The organism is Nocardiopsis sp. iso_237 (genome assembly GCF_056173345.1).
Genome location: NZ_CM149669.1, coordinates 2336878 through 2354880, shown reverse-complemented (window position 1 = coordinate 2354880; position 18003 = coordinate 2336878). Strand labels below are relative to the sequence as shown.

The following is an 18003-nucleotide window of genomic DNA, read 5'->3' as shown; positions in this document are numbered from 1 at the left end:
GTTGACCTGTTGCAGGCACCTCCGGGTCGACCTTGTCGATCCAGAGGCGCCACGTTCGAGAGAGCTTCCGGATCAGCTGTGCTGATCGGCTCTCCCCGTCCCGTCCTCAGTCCAGGGCCACCCGGACCTCGTAGGCGATCGAGGCGAAGGGGCCGACGACTCGTCGGCCGACGATCTCGACCAGGCCCTGCTTTTCAAGGGACTCAGCCAACCCTTGGTGCTCGGACCAGCCCTTGATGAACACGCACCCGGGAGCGGGCTCGAGACGGTAAGCGACCAGGCGGGTCGACAGGCGCTCAGGCCCTTCCTCTGTGGCGAGCTCGAGCAAGGACAGTTCCTCGTCGTGGATGAGAGCGCCGGTGGCCTGTACGAGGCCATCGGCAAGGGCGATGGTGACGTTCTCGTGGACAGTGGTGGTGGTCATGTTGTCGGAGCTCCGTTCGTCGTGGATTCGCTACCCGGGCCCTCCGCGTGGGAGGACGTTTGTGTGCCGACCACGGGAGCACGTGAGAGGACTCCTGGCCGGGATGCTTCCAGCACCCGTCTGTAGTGCAAGTGCAGAGATCCTTCCGGGGCGACTCTGTCGGCCCCTCCCCCCTAACCCCGTGACCGAGTCGGCAAAGCCCGCCCACCCCACGGCAGGTTCCTCTCCCCGTGCGCTCCGAGGCAGCTGTTCCGGCCCAGTCCCGCGCGCGCTGTAGCCGCAGGCCGCGCCCGAACCACTTAAGAACGGATGCCAACCACTCATCACTCAGTATCTATTGAATGATTGATCGTATATGATCAACGATTGATTGAAGCAATGCTGTCGATGATTAATTCGATGAAGGATGGGCGGCACGGATGGGATCACGGGCCTGGAGGACGGCCACCGCTCCGATGGCGGCATTCGTGGCCGCAGGGCTGGGCCTGGTCGGCTGCGGTGGTGGCAGTGAGGAGGCGAAGGAGTCGGCCAGCCCGCTCCCGACGACCGCCATTCCGGTATCCGACGAAGAGTTGGGCAAGGCGCTCGACGCGCTGGTCGGCCACGGCCAGTTCGCGAGCTTCGATGAGGGAACCTGCTTCGCCCAGGCCGTCCAGGACTCAGGCGTGTCCGAGGCCGGTCAGGCCTTCATCGTCGAGATCGGCGGTGACGACCTCGCCGAGGTGGCGACGGGACTACGAGCGAGGCAGCTGGGTGAAGACGCCGGGACACTGCTGTCGGAGGACATGCGCGCGGACTTCGACGCTTGCGTCGACGACCAATCCCCCGACGTAGGAGAAGACCCCCCGGGCTACGCGGCGCCCGAGACCCCCGAGCCCAACAAGCAGGGTGAGCCAGACCTGCAGCCCAAGTACGAGGTCGATGAGGACGTCGACATCCGCTCGTCGACCGAGCTAGTTGACGGCGTGGTCTCGATGTTCTCCTCCTTCGCCCTAGACGACAGGCAGAGAACGATGTACTCCGAGTCTGGCGAGTGCATGGCCCGTGCGGTCTTCACGTCGGGGCTGAGCCAGGAGTCCTTGCACTTCATCGCTGGCGGCGCACCAATCGGCACGGGTTCGATCGCTGAGCACCTGGCCAACGACGAGGACAAGGAGATCTGGCACTCCAGCGCCTTCCAAACCGCGCTAGTCGACTGCTCCGAGACCGATAGCGAGGCGGAACCCTCGAGCGCCCCCGGTGGAGCAGGCAGCGGTCAGGGCTCAAGCAGCACGAGTGGGTCTGACTCAGGGAGCTGATCGGACTCGCGGCCGTCCCGACCGAGGCCGAGGAAGTCGCCAGATCGCGAGCGGCGGAATGGGGCACGAAAGGCACGAAATCCGAACGGGAGCGACTCAAACCGATACTACATCGGCAATGGATCCGCATCCATACCACGAATACCGACAAGCATCAGATCGGCAAGTAGTCAATCTGAAGACCAGTCGAATTGCCGGAGGAGGAACACGTGGCGATCACCCAGAGTCGCAGGCGCACTGCCGAGTCAGACTCAGGGCAGAACGGTGAACGAGAGCGCGTCGGGATCAGGCTGAGCTCGGCCGATAGGGAGCGTGCCGCCTACTGGGCCGACAAGCGCTGCTACCCCTCGGTCAACGAATACATGGCTACCGCCGTGATCGAGAAGATCCGTAGGGAGAACGGCGACTTCGACGTCCCCGTCCTCCTCACAGCCAGGATCAACCAGCTCATCGACGAGAATAAGGCCCTGTCGACGAACGTGGCCAACCTCGAACGTGTGATCACCAGCGGCCTGGACAGCCTCATCGGCCTGACCAGGGGCGAGAACTACTTGTTGGACCAGCACGAGGACGGCGAGCTATGAGCAAGGGTGGCGATTTCGACGACGCCCTAACGCCAACGGTGACGAGCGAGGCTATGGAAGTTGACACCTCGTTCCTCGATGCCTACCGCTCCGGCGGGGCCGAGGGCCTGGCCCGGTACCGTCGCGAGGTCGAGGCGGTCGACCCTCTAGAGACCTCGCCGGTGGTGGCCGACGAGCTCGACACCTTCGAGGGCCGTGTCGGCGAGTCCTCCGCAGCCTCTGACTCCAAGGCGGGCGTTCAGCCCCTTGAACAGGCCGATCATAGGGAGGTCGTTTGGCCTTCGGTAACCCGCGGCTGCGACGTGTCGGCCAGTGGGGGCAAGCTGCCGACGACGGCTTTCAAGGTCTCCGACGTCGGCAGCCAGCCGACGGTGCGGGCTCTGCCCGAGGTGATCATGGTCGGCCTGCGCGAGCAGCTGCGGGCCGCTGCCGTGCGTGAGCTCAGCGCGACCGACGACGAGGCAGAGGCCTTCGCTAAGCGGCTGTCCCAGGCCAGCCTCGTCACCGCGTTCCTGCTGGCCCACCTCAACCTGGGCATCGGCGTCGATACGGCCACGGGCCGGGCCACCGAGCTGTTCCGCTCCCGGGATCCGTTGTTGGGCCGGGTGGCCAGTCGCCTTGATGACCTGATTACTGCCGAGGCCGCCCGCGGCGATGAACTGGCCCGGGTGAGGACGGAGCTGCGCCGGGTGCGGAGGACGACCGACGTCCTCGAGCAGGTGCTCGCCTACTCCGTGGCTGACCGGACCGAGCACCTAGCTCGTGGCACTTCCGGGGTCGGTGACCTCAATCTGCGTCACGACAGCGCCATCCGGCTGCGAGATCGGGCCCGCGAGGCGACGCGGAAGCAGAACCAAGTCGAGGCCGACCGTGACGGGCGAAGGCTGAAGTGAACGCCTAGTGCTGCTGGGCCTTCTCTGCTCCGAGGTGCGCCGGGCGGGCCTTGACGCCTGACGGTGGTCGGCAGGGGCGAGAGGAGGACCGGAAAGGGCGTCGGCCGGACCGCGTGCAAATCGGCGACGGCACTTTGGCCCGGCACTGGCCTGGCAACCACTCGTCCACGACGGTATGGCAGTTCATCGCCAGCGGCGTCATCGCATCCACAGATACCAAGGCGCGACGGAGGTGCCGCGGGCTCAACATCGGCGATGAGCGTGAGCACGATGGTGCGCGGCTGACAGGACGCGCCGGACTCGGCAGGCGAAGAAGAAGAGCCCTGGGGGCAGACCCGGGGCTCTTCTTCACGTTCAGCCATTCATTGATTTGCCTTCCAATCCACACGACAAGGCCATCATCGGATAGACTCACTTTGATGATTCAATCGCCCATTCAATAGGAGGGTGCCATGACTGTCGGGATCTTGATGGAGAAGCCGTCCGCCGCGCGCAACGGGAGCAAAGCGTGGGGTGGAATGAAGGGCACCTTCGACGGCGAGCACTACGTCATCGCCCACGCCAGGGGACACCTCTACGAGTTCGCCGCCCCGGACAAGATGGTCGACCCGTCGCTGGCCGACAAGTACAAGAACTGGGATTTGGCCAACCTTCCTTGGGATCTCGGCGACTTTTCCTGGGCCAACGAGCCGATCAAGAACACGGCGCAGGTCCGTAACGACGTCAAACAGGCCCTGTCGGGCTGTGACGAGATCGCCATCGCCACGGACTGGGACGAGTCGGGCGAGGGCGACGCCATCGCCATCAACGCACTCGTCGAGCTGGGGCTGACCGGAAAGAAGATCTCACGCCTGCACTTCACCGACGAGTCGGAGAAGTGCCTGCAGCAGGCGTTCAAGGACCGCCGACCGGTGCAATCAGTACACGACCATCCGGCGTTCAAGAAGGCCCGCTTCCGCTCAATGTTCGATTTCGCCTCGATGCAGTGGTCACGGGCGGCGACGAACATGGCCCGTCAGTCTGGCCAAGACGCGATCCTGCGACAGGGGCGACTGAAGTCGGCGATGGTCAAGCTCGTCGGCGATCAGCTCAAGACCTACAACGACTACGTGAAGCGGCCGTTCTTCCAGATCCGCTTTCGCGACGAGAACGCTGTCGTCTACACCAACCCGGACGAGCCGCGTTTCGACAGGGCCGACCAAGCACCGAAGGGGTACGTCGCCTCGCCGGTGGTCAGGGACAGCGCGGAGATGAGACGGACAACTCCCCCGAAGCTAGTCGACCTCGCGGCGCTGTCGTCGATGCTCGTGAGCAAGGGCGTGAAGGCCCAGGTCACGCTGAAGACCTACCAGGCGATGTACGAGCAGCAGGTCGTGTCCTACCCGCGCACCGAGGACAAGACGATCACCCCGCAGCAGCACGCCGAGCTCGCGCCGCTGGCCGACCGGATCGCCGCGGTGGCGGGCGTGGACACCAAGCACCTAACCCACCGCGAGCCGAGGAAGACTCATGTCAAGCCGGTCGGCGCGCACGGCGCGAATCGCCCGGGCCCGAACGTGCCGTCCTCCCTGGAGGACGTTGAGCGGCGCTTCGGTATCGCTGGCCGCCTCATCTATCAGACGCTGGCGAAGAACTATCTGGCCATGCTCGCTGCGGACTACGAGTATGAACAGCAGAAGGGCCACGTCGAGAAGTACCCCGACTTCAAGGGCATCGCCAACGTGCCGAAGAAGATGGGGTGGAAGTCGATCTTCGACCCCGACGCTGGTGACGAGGACTCGACCAGTGATGAGGACGAGTCCGCCGATGGCCTGGGCGCCAGCGCCGAGCCGTACGTGCATGAGGGAGCGAACAAGCGCCCGGAGCACCCGAGCATGAAGTGGCTGATGAAGCAGCTCGAGAAGAGGGACGTCGGCACCGGCGCGACGCGGACGAGTACGTACTCCGAGGTCACCAATGCCAAGGCGAAGAACCCTCTGCTGGTCGAGAAGGGCAAAAGGCTCACCCTGGCCTCGGCCGGCGAGATGAGCTGGCTGCTGTTGCCGGACACCCGCATCGGCGACCTGTCGCTGACCGAAGAGGTCTACGCCAGCATGCGCGCTGTCGCCGAGGGCAGCGCGGATCCCGACCAGCTCCTAGCCCGGGTCGCTGACTGGGTCCGCGAGGACATCGAGGTGATGACGAGGAACGCCGACATCATGCGCGCGACTCTTGGGCTGACCAAGATCGAGGTGGCGGGTCGCGCGGAGGGAGTGTGGGCCGCCGCACCCGACGGGGCGCAGAAGGTCTCGTTCAAGAAGGTTTGGGCCGGCCACGAGTTCACCGACGCTGAGATCGACCAGCTCCTGGCCGGGGAGACGATCTCATTCGAGGCGACGTCGAAGGCAGGTAAGCCCTTCCCAGCCAAGGGCAGGCTCGGCCTCGGCGAGTTCAAGGGCCGTCGCTATGTCGGCTTCCAGCTCGAGGTCCCTGATCGCCCCGAGGTTTGGTGCAAACGCTCATTCTCCGAGGACGAGAAGCAGGCCTTGGAGGCTGGTGAGATCCTCGAGCTCGACGGCTTCGTCTCCAAGAACCACAAGGCCTTCTCCGCGAAGGTGAGCTGGGACGCGAAGACGAAGCGGATCGTCCCGCACTTCGACGACAAGGCGTCGAAGCCGCAGGTGAAGGCGCGCGCCTGATCCACCGTCCACTCGAGGCGGTTGACCGGCCCGGATGACTCACCAGAACAAAGTCCTCCCTTTAATAAGAGTTCAAGGATGATTCATCCTCGATCTTTGCAGTAGGGCAACTCTATGCATTTCTTCTCTAAGCAATCATTTGGGTCATCTGGCAATGGATAAAGGTGGAAGCGGACGAATGCGAACGATCTCTCAGCCGACGGCTGGACTAGGTGCGCAGCATGCGTGAAGTCAAGAGCGCGTACACGGTCCCGGTTAGTCTGGCCAGGGGCCTGCCGGACCATGAGATCGGTCTTGGCGGCAAGAGCTGGCAGATGCGGCCGATGCCGATTAAGCAGATCGGCTTCTTCCTAGGCGGGGCCCTCTTCGTCGCCTGGTGCGCGACCTCGACCTTCATCGCGGACTCCGGCGCGAAGTTCATCGCGCTCTTCGTCCTGTGGTCGCTGGTCCTCATCCTCTACATGGGCCAGCTGAGCAAGACCAAGGAGCTTCGGATCACGACGGTACCGCCGCTGCTGGCCTACCTGCCGAATTCGGCGCGCCGGGTCTTCACCAGACGGGACTCGAATCCATCGGGCTTCTACTCGATTGTCGGCATCGAGTCGATCGACGAGGACGGCCGCATCCACTACTCCGACGGTGGGCAGGGGCAGGTCTACCTCGTCGTCGGGTCAGCGAGCTACCTGCTTTTCGATGAGGATCGGGTCGGGATCCTCAAGCGCAACGGTGACTTCTGGAAGAAGGTCGAGACGACCTGTGAGCACGTCTTTATCACGACGAAGGAGCCGCAGCGGATCTATCACCAGGTGGCGAACCTCGAGCGGCGCAACCGGGCCTTGGGGGTTCGGGACCCCGATCTCATCGAGCTGCAGAACGAGCAGTACGACATCCTCACCCAGCACGTCGGTGGCAAGTTCGCATCGATTCACCAGTACCTACTGCTCAAGGGCAAGAGCGAGGACGCGCTGCGCCGCGGACACACGATCCTCCAGGCCGAGGTCGAGAACAGCGATCTGATGATCAAGGAGGCCACGATGCTCGACCGCGAAGAGGCCCAGCCGATGCTACGGGTCTTCTACTCCGGCATCGATGACCAGCTCACCTCCGCCGTGACCTGAGCAGGCCCCCTTCTCCCTGAAGACGACGAAGTAAGGACGCGGCGAATCATGGCGCTGAAGATGAAGAGCAGGAAGCAGTTGGGAATCCCGACCGGGGCCGAGGCGGAGAGCGGGCCGGTTGACGGGGCCGAAGCCCAGATGACTACTGACACCCGGCGCGGCCTGCTCGGCTGGTGGGCCCGACGGCAGGAGGAGCGACAACTCGCCGGATCCTTCCCCGCCTACCCGCACCTCATGGCGCTTAAGCCCAAAGAACGCTACCTCTTCCGCTCGGACTACTTCGAAGTCGACGCCTCGGTCGCCTGCGTTCTCGGCTACTTCCACGACGACGCTTCACACGACGCCTTCGCTCCGTTCTGGGGAATCGACAGGATCCCGTCGGGACTCGACGAGCGGGTCACGGCAGTCGTGCTTGAGCAGGTCGTGCGCAAGGACGACAAGTGGGTCGACCAATACACCAAACAGTCGGAGAAGCTCGACTCCCTCGAGAGCAGCGAGCAGGAATCCTCCGGGACGACCTCGTCGAAGCGCAAAGCCGCCAAGGCTTCGGCCGATCGCGAGGTGATCATCGGAGAGCTCCAGGACGGAGCGGCGTACCTGCACGTGCACAACCGCCTCTTCCTCAAGGCACCGGACTTGGAGACCCTCGAGGACACCATCGAGCGGGTCACGCGCCTCTACATCGACCGCTTCGGCACACTCAAGACCGCGGCCTACGTCGGCGAGCAGCGCCAAGAGCTGTCGGGCCTGTTCAAGAACAACGACAAGAAGCGTGGCAAGGGTTTCCACTACACCTCGACTGAGTTCGCTGGCTCCTACTCGCTCGTGACCAACGGCCTCAACGACAAGGACGGCGAGTACGTCGGGTTCATGGTCGGTGACGTCAACTCCTCGGCCGTGCTCATGGGTGTCAACGACTACGCACACCACGTCGTCATCGCCGACCCGACGCTTTCGGAGTTCCTCGAACGTGAGCGGGTGTCGAACATGTGGTGCTCGAAGCTGTCTCAGGCAACGATGCTCGACAACGGTCGCGTCGTCCACCTCGTCCTCGACGGGGCCCAGATGGACAAGCTCGGGCCAGCGTTCGAGCGCCTGACCGCCCGCGTCGACCTCAACTCCGGTGACGTGAACATGTTCGAGATGTTCGGCGATGAGAAGGAGGAGCTGGCGATCTTCTCCACGCACATGGAGAAGCTCAAGCTCATGTTCGAGCAGCTCTACGAATCCTCGGATGGGGCAGTGGCATCGATCATCAGGGGCAACCTCGAGCGAATCGCCACGGACTTCTACATCGACCAGGGCATGTGGCGCGAGAACGCCCAGCACATGCGTAAGAAGCTGCGTGTGGTCGGCATTGACCACGCGCACGTGCCGAAACTTCAGCTGTTCGTGTCCTACCTGGACATGGCACACAAGCGCTTGCTGGCCTCGGAGAAGAACGACCCCGACCAGCTCCGGGCGCTCAACCTGCTCCAAACCATCGGCCGAACGATGCTCTCAACCAACGGCGACCTGTTCAACAACGCCACGGCCACCGCGATTGACGGGGTCCGCGACGCCCGCCGGGTGCTCTACGACTTCTCGCGGCTGATGACGCGCGGGCGCGGTGTGGCCATGGCCCAGTTGGTCAACATCGTCGGCTTCGCCGTGGCTGAGCTCAGCGTGGGTGACACCGTGATCATCCACGGGGCCGACCTCATCGATGACCGGGTGAAGACGTACATCACCGAGCAGTTCGAGCACCTCTTCGACCGGGGAGGACGTGTCGTCTACAGCTACAACGACGTCGACAAGATGCTCTCGGACTCGAAATTCAACAAGTTCGACGCTGCCGACTACACCGTGCTCGGGCCGATGCGTGATTCGACGGTGCTCGAGTACCAGAAGCAGCTGGCTCAGCAGATCCCCCGCGACCTCGCAAACCTCATCACGACCCGCGGCGAGAGCCTGTCGTATCTGCGCCGCGGCGTGACGAATGTCGTCTTCCACCTTGACCTGGCCCTGGGGATCAACCCCTACCGAGAGGCCCAGCGGCGCAAGGTTCGCCTCGAGACGGCCCGGGCTGAGGAGAACGAGCGAATGGCCCAGATCTTCGACGACGACCCGACGCCGGGCGCGAATCTCACGTCATTGGGGATCCCCATCAATGACGATTCGCATGATGGCGCAGCCGAGGTTCGAAAGGTGAAGCCGACCGCAGGGACCACCAAGAAGGTCCCGGGCCACAGCACGGCGAAGAGGGGCAAGCGGACGAAGCGGGCCAAGGAATGAGAAGGGGGGACTCGATGGACCAGATGGGCGCGGCGACCACACGCATGCGAGGCTGGTTCGGCCGTGTTCTGTTCCGGCCGGGGTGGAGCAGGGCCGTCGTCGGCGTGCTTCTCGCCGTACTCGTGGCCCCCTTCCTGTTCGGGCTCCTGGGAAGCACCACGGCTTTCGCTGATGAGAATGCCTCGGAGGGCGAGGACAACTACAGCCTCTACAAGCTCGCGTCCAACGGCGCGGGCTATTTTTCCGACTCCAATGAGCCCGGCGCGAGCCTCGGCGGCGCATGGGACGACATCGCGGAGTCCGAGCCGGGGGCCGCGGGCTCCCTGCTCGGCTACGGCGACTCCACGGTCTCGCAGTTCAAGCGCTGGCTCTCGGCCGGGTTGTCGGGCTCAACGCAGACGATCACGCACAGCTCTCTGAGTCAGGGGGGTGACGCGTTCCTCGCCTACGGCCAGTTCGGGGCGGCCAACAAGGAGCTGGGCTTCGATTCGATGTCAAGCGGGGTCATCGGTGACATCATCGGTGGCTTCGCGGGGTCGGTGGTGTGGGCTGGCTACGGTGTGTCCCTGTTGATATCGGGGCTCTTCTTCGCCTTCATCGAGTTACTCAAGTTCCTTAACCCCTTCGCGTGGTTCCACACGGCCGTCGCCAGCGTGACCACCGCCGGAGGGACCAGCGGGGGCTACCAGCAGGGCCTGGCCGACGGGATGCTCAATAACTGTGAGGGCGGGGACTGCGGGTCCCCGGGGCCCCTGTTGGGCGTGGCGAACTTCATCGGCGAGTGGTACGGCGTGCTTGTCAACCTCTCGTGGAACGTCCTTGTCCCGCTCTTCCTCGGCTTTCTCCTCATCGGCCTCGTGCTGTTCAAGAGAATGGACCGCGGTTCGGCTATCAAGAAGTTCGTCGTGCGCCTGCTCTTTCTCGGGTTCGGACTGCCGATCTTCGGATCGATGTACACCGCCGTCCTTGACAACTTCTCCGAGTCCGGGGTCGACGCCTCAGCTGGCGCCACCCAGGTCGTCCTGTCCAACTACGTCGACTTCAACGCCTGGGCGATGAACTCTCGCCTACTCGTGCCCGAGGACGCGACCATTGGTTGGAACGAGGGCAGGGGCCAGGCCGACCCGAGGTCGACGATGTCAGCCCGGACTTCGGCGTTGGCGATCAACATCGTCTCCCACTCGGCCTACCGCGATGCTGGGTGGGACGCCGGGGGCGTGTCCAACGATCCGGCGGCCGCGTGGAAGGACGCGTCAAACGTCGACCTCACCAAAGAGGAGCCGGGCTCGTGGCAGCAGGTGGCCACAACGCTGGACATCCTCAATCGCTACATCTCCGGAGCGGAGACGCCCGCCTCGGACTTCGAGTCGGGCGTGAAGTCCTGGTTGTCGGAGAACGCCGACGAGGACGTCAAGGAAGACTGGTTCAACAACACGAGCAGCTACGGCGACGTCAAGAAGTTCGGCGACGAGGACGACCCGAAGGCCTCCGAGGCTCCGATGATCTCGACCCAGGGCGAGGGCCTGCAGTCGGAGGTCTCCGACGGCGTGCGGACGTTTACAACGGAGAATCAGGAGAACTCGGCCAAGGCCTGCGGGTTCACGGTGACGACCGAGAACGGTAAGGACCCGGCGAAGTGCAGCATGTCGCCCCTGTCGATGTACAACTACCTCAACAGCTCGTTCTCCTCGGACAACCTCACTTCGTTCAGCTCGGAGAACGCGATGTCGGGCCTCGTGCGAGAGAACCATGCCTCGGTGAGCCAGGTCGGCTCGGGACCAGCGTCGTTCATGTACTGGGCCAACACCGTCACGCTCCTGAGCAGTGTTTGCCTGCTGGGCATCTGGTACGCGTTCGGCATGGTCATCGGCGCACTCAAGCGGACCTTCTCGCTGATCGCGGCGATTCCGTTCGCCACTCTGGGCGCGATCGCGGCAATCAGCAAAGTGATAATCTACTCGGTGGCGATGATTCTCGAGGTCATCCTCACGATCTTTCTCTATCAACTCGTCTCACGGCTGATCATCGGTGTGCCGTCGATCGCCTCCGGGCCGCTGACGAACCTCGTGACCGAGAACGGACTTTTGTCCCAGCTCGGTCTGGGACCGGTGGCGGTAGTCGTTCTCACCTTCCTGTCCACGCTGCTGATCGCCGCCGTGACGTTCATTCTCCTGAGAGTGCGCAAGACCGCGCTCCAGGCTTTGGATGAGGTCGTCACGAAGCTCGTCGACAAGTTCCTCGAGACCGACACCGCCCCTAAAGCAAAGCAGGGCGGGCTCATGCAGGCCGCGGCCGGGGGCCTCGGTGCTGGCGCCGGCATGGCGGCGGGCAACAAACTCGCCCAGGCCACCGGGGGGCAGCTCGGCGGACTGAACAAGCCCAACGGCAGCGGCCAGTCTGGGCCAGGTGGAGGGGATCCGAACAAGTCCAACGCGGGAGGAATCCCGAGCAACGCCCAGCTCGAGGGCGGCAATGTCAAGGCCCTTCAGCCCGGCCAGTCCGGTCCCGGGGAACTGAGCCCCGGGGGCAGGGGGTCGTCTCAGGGCGGCCCGGGCACCTTCAACGGGTCAAAGTCCTCGTCGAGCGAGCACGGATCGGCCGGTCAATCAGGCCAGTCAGAGCAGAGCAGGAAGGGAGGACCGCTGCAGCTCGCCGGCGCGCGTCCGGGATCGACCCAAGCAGACAAGGCCGCGGCCGATGGTGTTGCTCAGCAGGGAGGCCTGTCGAGGCTAGGTTTCGACGCGACGGACCAGAAGAAGGCGGAGATCCCCGGCGGCGGTGTGACGACCGGCGACGTCGCGGGCTCGGTCCCGGGCCCGGTGCCCGGCAGCAAGGGCCGGGTCAACCAGGGCGAGGTCGTCTCCAGCCGTCCCGGGGGTCACGGGTCGCGGGGCGTCGGGCCCGGTGCAGGCCAGACGAACTTGTCCGGTTCGAACGTTGGCGGGGCGATCCCTCTGCCAGCTGGTCCGACCCCCGCAGCGTCAACCGGTTCTGCCGCCGTGACGCCGAAGGCACCTTCGGGCACCGGTTCCAGGGCGATCGGCGGGCCGGGCATCGTCGGCGGTGCTCCCGGCGGCAACGAGTTCTCGCATCGGTATTCGAGCCCGTCCGCCTCGGGGGCGCAGGGTTCGCAGAGCACGGGTGGCCAGCGTTCGGTGGCCCCGCTGCCCACAGCCTCGAAGGGGTCAGGGCAGCCCGCCCCGCAGGGCTTCTCGGGCTCGTCGGCAAGTAGGGACTCGAAGGTCGAGGGTCGCCCCAGCCAGGGGACCCCCAGGGACCGGGAGATCGCGGAGCGCCCGAAGCCGGTTAATCAGCCGGACGGCTCGTAGGAGCCGATCGAATAAGGTCTCGCCCTAAGAGGAGGCGGTCGATGCGACCGCCTCCTCTGCCTGCCCGATAGGCCCGAAGACGGGACTGCGCAACGAGTTCACCGCGGCTGGTGACACTCGGCGTCGTGGTGGCTTGCTGTTCTGCGGGACATCGTCCTGGGCATCGAGCCGTCCTGGCCATCGCCGCCCTGCTGCGCGGGGCAGTGCACGGACTGCGCCCGTGTGGGTCTCGCGGGCGCCACGGTCCGTTTCGGAGAAGTCTGCCGTTGCGCCATTCGCGTCCGGTCTACAGGTTCACGCCCACGCTCAGGCAGGCTTCCTTGCTCGAGTGCTCCAGCTCCATGAGCTGGAAGTATTCCGCTCGCTCCCTCCAGAGCTTCTTGCGGCCCTGGAGGAGCAAGCGGTCCCGGATCTCGAAGTCGTCCATTGCACACCTTCAGAGATGGGGTGTTGCAACGACCACTAGAACTCAAGAGAGCGACTGGGGGCTTCGTCAGTGTCATGGGCGAGGTGTTCTTAGGCCACGCGGTGCTCGCGCAACCACGTGTCGAGATCGTCGATGAGATAGACGACGCGCGATCCGATGCGCACATAGGCCGGACCGTCACCGGTCACGCGCCACTTCTTCAGCGTTCCATACGAGAGCCCGGTGTAGTGTGCGGCTTCTTCGGTAGGCAGGGCAGCACGGTCGGTTCTAACGGAGGTCGTACGTCGGCCCGTGGTGGACCGACCCGCTGCAGTGGGCATCGTAGGCGCTCTCTTTCGTCTTGGCACCGATCCACCCCGGTGCGCGTGTCGGACAGTCTATCCAAATCATGATTAATAGACCACTCTCGTGGTGCGTGACACGCGATTCAGATGAGCACCCATTGGTGATTATGCGTTACCCGTGGTCCATGCAAAGGCGGCAGCAGCCGATGTTTACACTGACCCGATGACACGTGCGACGACAAGCAAGCTGGCTCCGGGGGAGCACACGGCCGAGCGATCGACCCCGAGCCGACTGGCCGACGGCACCTTCCGGCTGAGCTGGACGCTCGTCCTTCGCGACGGACGCAAGGTCAGGAAGGACACCTACGGCGCAACCAAGGGCGAGGTCCGGCGCAAGGCGAAGCGGAAGGCCGAGGAGCTGCTGCGCACCGGAGGCGGGATCTGGAGTCTGTCGGATCCGCTCGCGAAATACATCGAGAAGGTCGCGCGGCCGGCGATCGAGAAGGCCGCGCTTGAGGACCTGAGCAGGGAGAGGTACGAAGCGGCGCTGCGGTATCTCCTGGGCGAATGCAAGAAGTGCAAGAAGGCAGGACGCCGTCACGTGCACGGCTTCAATCAGCACACGATCGGGTCGGGCACGACCCCTCGTGCTCTTGAGGAGACCTTCACGGAGATCGCTCAGCGCCACGGCATCTCGACGGCGAAGTCCTGCCGGACCGTGTGGAACAAGTACATCGCCAAGCGCTTGATCTTCGACGGCGTGATGGACTTCAACCCTGTCAAGGGCGAGCGGCTCACGGACCTGACCGGAGTCGTGAAGCCGGAGCGCAAGCGCGGCGGCCGAGCACTCACGCGTGAGGAGTACGAGCTGGCCCTGACGTGGCTGCTGGACGCTGATCCCGGCGAGTGGCTTGTCTCGCACAAGAAGCACGGCTGGATCTGGCGCCCCGAGGTCCAGATCGCCACGTTCTTCGCAGGCATCGACATGGCCCTGCTCCAGATGGCGACGGGGCTGCGGCAGGGCGAGGGTCGGTTGGTGGACTGGACCATGGCGCAGATCTCCGACGACGGCGTCATGAGCATCGACGTGCCGGAGCACGTCGCCAAGGGCGATCATCCTCGCGTCGTGCTGGTCCTCGACCAGCGGGTCACGGAACGCCTCCTCAAGCGTCGTGACGTCCAGAACGGCGAGGGCCTCATCGTGAGTGCTCCGATGGACACGACGAAGGTCTGGCATCGCATGCGCTGCGGTGAGGTGAGCCGGAAGCTTTACGTGCGTATGGCGAAGGAGACGGGGATCGAACTGTTCGAGAACCAGCGCTCGCACATCTGGCGCACCACGCTGCGCTCGTTCTACGTCGGGCAGGTGTCCGAGGCTGTGCTCAACTCCCAGTTCGGTCACTCCACCGAGGTCGCCAACCTCTACTACACCGACGCCTCCGATCTGGGCGGCCTCGCTCAGGCGGCGAAGCTGGTCGACGACGATGGTGGCGAGTAGCCGCAGTGCTCCGTCGAGCCCCGCACAGCACCGCACAAAATCCCGCACAGTGCGAGTACCTCAGGTCCACGGCGAGCACCCCGTGTCACCGTACAATCGCAGATGCCCGTTCGGCCGAGTGCGGAAAGCGCAGCACTTTGGGGTGGCGGGAGGCTTCCGTGAGTCGGCCAAACAACGTGCCGAGACCGCCGACCGAGCACAGGAAAATACCCCCTGATCTGCGCAGGAGCAGATCAGGGGGCATCGTCGAGGGGATCAGACGTTGAAGCCCAGCATGCGCAGCTGGTCCCGCCCGTCGTCGGTGATCTTGTCCGGACCCCACGGCGGCATCCAGACCCAGTTGATCTTCACTTCGCGCTCGAACTCGTCCAGGGCGCTGTTGGCCTGGTCCTCGATCACGTCGGTGAGCGGGCAGGCCGCACTCGTCAGGGTCATGTCCAGGGTGATCGACTCGTCGTCGTGGTTCACCCCGTAGACCAGCCCCAGGTCGACGATGTTCACGCCGAGCTCGGGGTCGATCACGTCCTTGAGCGCCTCACCGATCTCCTCGGCCAGCGCCTCCTGCTCCGGGGAGCGCGGAGCGGCCTCGGGCTTCTCGGCGGTCTCGGTGTTCGTGGTCTCGTTGTCGCTCATTCAGGCGCCTTCCTTCTCCAAGGACTGCGACACCGCGTCCTTCCAGGCCATCCACCCCAGCAGGGCGCACTTGATCCGAGCCGGGTACTTGGACACGCCGACGAACGCCACGGCGTCCTCCAGCACGTCCTCGTCCGGCTCACCCTTGCCCTTGGACTGCATCAGCTCGGTGAACGCGTCCAGGGTCCGCATCCCCTCGGCGACGGTCCGGCCGATGAGGAGGTCGGTCAGCACCGAGGTGCTGGCCTGGCTGATCGAGCAGCCCATCCCCTCGTAGGAGACGTCGCTGACGACGGCCTCCTCGTCCAGTCCGGCACCGGAGGCAGGGGTCAGCGTCACCCGGAGCGTCACCTCGTCCCCACACGTGGGGTTGATGTGATGCGCCTCGGCGTTGTACGGATCGCGCAGCCCCTTGTGGTGCGGGTTCCGGTAGTGGTCCAGGATGATTTCCTGGTACATCGCGTCCAACTGCATGGTCAGGCAGAATCCTCGTACTAGTCCCGGGTTCCGAAGAACCTCTGGGCGGCCCCGATGGCCTCCACCAGCGCGTCCACGTCCTCCAGCGTGTTGTAGAGGTAGAAGGACGCGCGCGTGGTCGCGACGATACCGAGCTTGCGGTGCAGAGGCCAGGCACAGTGGTGACCGACCCTGACCTCGACGCCGCGGTCGTCCAGGACCTGGCCGAGGTCGTGCGGGTGGATGTCGTCCACCACGAACGACACGGCGCCGCCCCGGTCGACCGCCTCGGTCGGACCCACGATCCGCACGCCCTCGATCGCGCCCACCCGCTTCAGCGCGTACGCGGTGAGCTCGTGCTCGTGCGCGGCGACCCGGTCCATGCCCACCTCGGAGAGGTAGTCACAGGCCGCGGCCAGGCCGACGGCCTGCGGGGCCATCGGCACACCGGCCTCGAAGCGCTGCGGCGGGTCCGCCCAGGTCGAGTGGCTCATGTGCACGACGCCGATCATCGAGCCGCCGCTGATGAAGGGCGGCATGGCCGCGAGCAGCTCCCGGCGTCCCCAGAGCACGCCGATCCCGTTGGGACCGAGCATCTTGTGCCCCGAGAAGGCCAGGAAGTCCACGTCGAGTTCGCGGACGTCCACCGGCATGTGCGGTACCGACTGGCAGGCGTCCAGCAGCACCAGCGCGCCGACCTCACGGGCCCGCGCGGTGATCGGGGCCACCGGGTTGACGGTCCCGAGCACGTTGGACTGGTGCGCGAACGCCACCAGCCTCGTGCGCTCGTTCACCAGTTCGTTCAGGTCCGACAGGTCCAGCCGGCCCTCGTCGGTCACCGGGAACCAGCGCAGCGTCGCGCCGGTGCGCTGGCAGAGCTGCTGCCAGGGCACCAGGTTGGCGTGGTGCTCCATCTCGGTCACGACGATCTCGTCGCCGGGGCCGACCTGGAAACGTCGCAGGCCCTCGTCGGCCGTGGCCGCGTTGCTCATCGCGTACGCGACCAGGTTCACCGCCTCGGTGGCGTTCTTGGTGAAGACCACCTCGTCGGCGTCGGCGCCGACGAACCTGGCGATCGTCTCCCGCGCCGACTCGTAGGCGTCGGTGGCCTCCTCCGCGAGCTGGTGCGCCCCACGGTGCACCGCCGCGTTGTGGCGTTCGTAGAACCCGCGCTCGGCGTCGAGCACCTGGCGCGGTTTCTGCGAGGTCGCCCCGGAGTCGAGGTACACCAGCGGACGCTCGTCACGGACGGTCCGGGAGAGGATCGGGAAGTCCTCCCGGATCGCCTTCGTGTCGAGCGGAGCCGTGTCGGGCTGACCGGGCTCGCGGAGGGTCATGGTTACGCGCCCGCCTTCACGAACCGCTCGTAGCCCTCGGCCTCGAGGACGTCGGCCAGCTCGGAACCGCCGGACTCGGCGATGCGGCCGCCGGAGAAGACGTGCACGAAGTCGGGCTGCACGTACTTCAGGATGCGGGTGTAGTGGGTGATCAGCATGACGCCGAGGTCGTTGCTCGCCTGGGCGCGGTTGATGCCCTCGGAGACGATCTTGAGCGCGTCGACGTCCAGGCCGGAGTCGGTCTCGTCCAGGATCGCGACCTTGGGCTTGAGCAGCTCCAGCTGGAGGATCTCGTGGCGCTTCTTCTCACCGCCGGAGAAGCCCTCGTTCACGCCGCGGGCGGCGAAGGACGAGTCGATGGACAGGTCCTTCATCGCGCCCTGGAGCTCCTTGGAGAACTGGCGGAGCTTGGGAGCCTCGCCGCGCACCGCGCTGACGGAGCTGCGCAGGAAGTTGGACATGGACACGCCCGGAACCTCGACCGGGTACTGCATGGCGAGGAAGACGCCGGCGCGGGCCCGCTCGTCCACCTCCATCTCGAGGATGTTCTCGCCGTCGAGGAGGACCTCGCCCTCGGTGATCTCGTAACGCGGGTGGCCCGCGATCGCGTAGGCGAGGGTGGACTTGCCGGAGCCGTTGGGGCCCATGATGGCGTGGGTCTCACCGGAGTTGATGGTGAGGTCAACGCCCTTGAGGATCTCCTGCCGCTCGTCCTCGTTGATGAGGACGTCGGCGCGCAGACCGCGGATTTCGAACTTCGTCATTTCAGG

15 protein-coding genes are annotated in these 18003 nt (G+C 65.1%); 8 read left to right on the top strand and 7 right to left on the bottom strand.

Going from position 1 to position 18003, the window contains the following annotated elements; all coding sequences use genetic code 11:
- Positions 1-106 precede the first annotated feature (106 nt).
- Positions 107-424 (bottom strand): hypothetical protein, encoded by a 318-nt coding sequence (locus AC0VYM_RS10605; protein WP_475461668.1) that lies wholly within the window; start codon positions 422-424, stop codon positions 107-109.
- Between the two features lie 455 nt (positions 425-879).
- Here AC0VYM_RS10605 and AC0VYM_RS10600 point away from each other — a divergent pair, with 455 nt between their 5' ends.
- From AC0VYM_RS10600 to AC0VYM_RS10570, 7 genes are all read left to right on the top strand, one after another.
- Positions 880-1722, top strand: a complete 843-nt coding sequence (locus AC0VYM_RS10600) for a hypothetical protein (protein WP_475461666.1) — start codon at positions 880-882, stop codon at positions 1720-1722.
- Between the two features lie 209 nt (positions 1723-1931).
- Positions 1932-2306, top strand: a complete 375-nt coding sequence (locus tag AC0VYM_RS10595; protein ID WP_475461663.1) for a hypothetical protein — start codon at positions 1932-1934, stop codon at positions 2304-2306.
- Positions 2303-3199 carry a hypothetical protein gene (locus AC0VYM_RS10590; RefSeq protein ID WP_475461660.1) on the top strand — a complete coding sequence of 299 codons (897 nt, stop codon included), beginning with the start codon at positions 2303-2305 and terminating at the stop codon, positions 3197-3199. Before AC0VYM_RS10595 ends, AC0VYM_RS10590 begins: the two co-directional genes overlap by 4 nt.
- Before the next feature lie 452 nt (positions 3200-3651).
- Positions 3652-5877 (top strand): DNA topoisomerase, encoded by a 2226-nt coding sequence (locus tag AC0VYM_RS10585; RefSeq protein ID WP_475461657.1) that lies wholly within the window; start codon positions 3652-3654, stop codon positions 5875-5877.
- 221 nt (positions 5878-6098) lie between these two features.
- The gene (locus AC0VYM_RS10580) at positions 6099-6995 is read left to right on the top strand and encodes a hypothetical protein (protein WP_475461655.1); all 897 of its coding nucleotides are present in this window, start codon (positions 6099-6101) and stop codon (positions 6993-6995) included.
- A gap of 48 nt (positions 6996-7043) precedes the next feature.
- On the top strand, positions 7044-9269 hold the full coding sequence (locus tag AC0VYM_RS10575) for a hypothetical protein (protein ID WP_475461652.1): 2226 nt from the start codon (positions 7044-7046) through the stop codon (positions 9267-9269).
- Positions 9270-9283: 14 nt separating this feature from the next.
- Positions 9284-12598: a hypothetical protein gene (locus tag AC0VYM_RS10570; protein WP_475461649.1), complete on the top strand. Its 3315-nt coding sequence runs from the start codon at positions 9284-9286 to the stop codon at positions 12596-12598.
- A 286-nt stretch (positions 12599-12884) separates the two neighbouring features.
- Here the strand turns inward: AC0VYM_RS10570 and AC0VYM_RS10565 are convergent, their stop codons facing one another.
- Both AC0VYM_RS10565 and AC0VYM_RS10560 read right to left on the bottom strand, forming a co-directional pair.
- A complete protein-coding gene (locus tag AC0VYM_RS10565) occupies positions 12885-13025 on the bottom strand; it encodes a hypothetical protein (RefSeq protein ID WP_475461646.1) in 141 nt (46 codons plus the stop codon).
- 89 nt (positions 13026-13114) lie between these two features.
- The gene (locus tag AC0VYM_RS10560) at positions 13115-13345 is read right to left on the bottom strand and encodes a helix-turn-helix transcriptional regulator (protein WP_475461644.1); all 231 of its coding nucleotides are present in this window, start codon (positions 13343-13345) and stop codon (positions 13115-13117) included.
- A 187-nt stretch (positions 13346-13532) separates the two neighbouring features.
- Here AC0VYM_RS10560 and AC0VYM_RS10555 point away from each other — a divergent pair, with 187 nt between their 5' ends.
- Positions 13533-14807 carry a hypothetical protein gene (locus AC0VYM_RS10555; RefSeq protein WP_475461641.1) on the top strand — a complete coding sequence of 425 codons (1275 nt, stop codon included), beginning with the start codon at positions 13533-13535 and terminating at the stop codon, positions 14805-14807.
- A gap of 255 nt (positions 14808-15062) precedes the next feature.
- On the opposite strand, the gene AC0VYM_RS10550 is transcribed toward AC0VYM_RS10555, so the two are convergent.
- The 4 genes from AC0VYM_RS10550 to sufC are packed head-to-tail and all read right to left on the bottom strand — an operon-like array spanning position 15063 to position 17997.
- Positions 15063-15440, bottom strand: a complete 378-nt coding sequence (locus AC0VYM_RS10550; RefSeq protein WP_378739282.1) for a metal-sulfur cluster assembly factor — start codon at positions 15438-15440, stop codon at positions 15063-15065.
- Positions 15441-15914, bottom strand: coding sequence for a Fe-S cluster assembly sulfur transfer protein SufU (gene sufU / locus AC0VYM_RS10545; protein ID WP_475461638.1), 474 nt, complete (start codon positions 15912-15914; stop codon positions 15441-15443).
- Positions 15915-15934: 20 nt separating this feature from the next.
- Positions 15935-17233 (bottom strand): cysteine desulfurase, encoded by a 1299-nt coding sequence (locus AC0VYM_RS10540; RefSeq protein WP_475461635.1) that lies wholly within the window; start codon positions 17231-17233, stop codon positions 15935-15937.
- Positions 17234-17235: 2 nt separating this feature from the next.
- Positions 17236-17997 (bottom strand): Fe-S cluster assembly ATPase SufC, encoded by a 762-nt coding sequence (sufC, locus tag AC0VYM_RS10535; RefSeq protein WP_475461633.1) that lies wholly within the window; start codon positions 17995-17997, stop codon positions 17236-17238.
- Positions 17998-18003 lie beyond the last annotated feature (6 nt).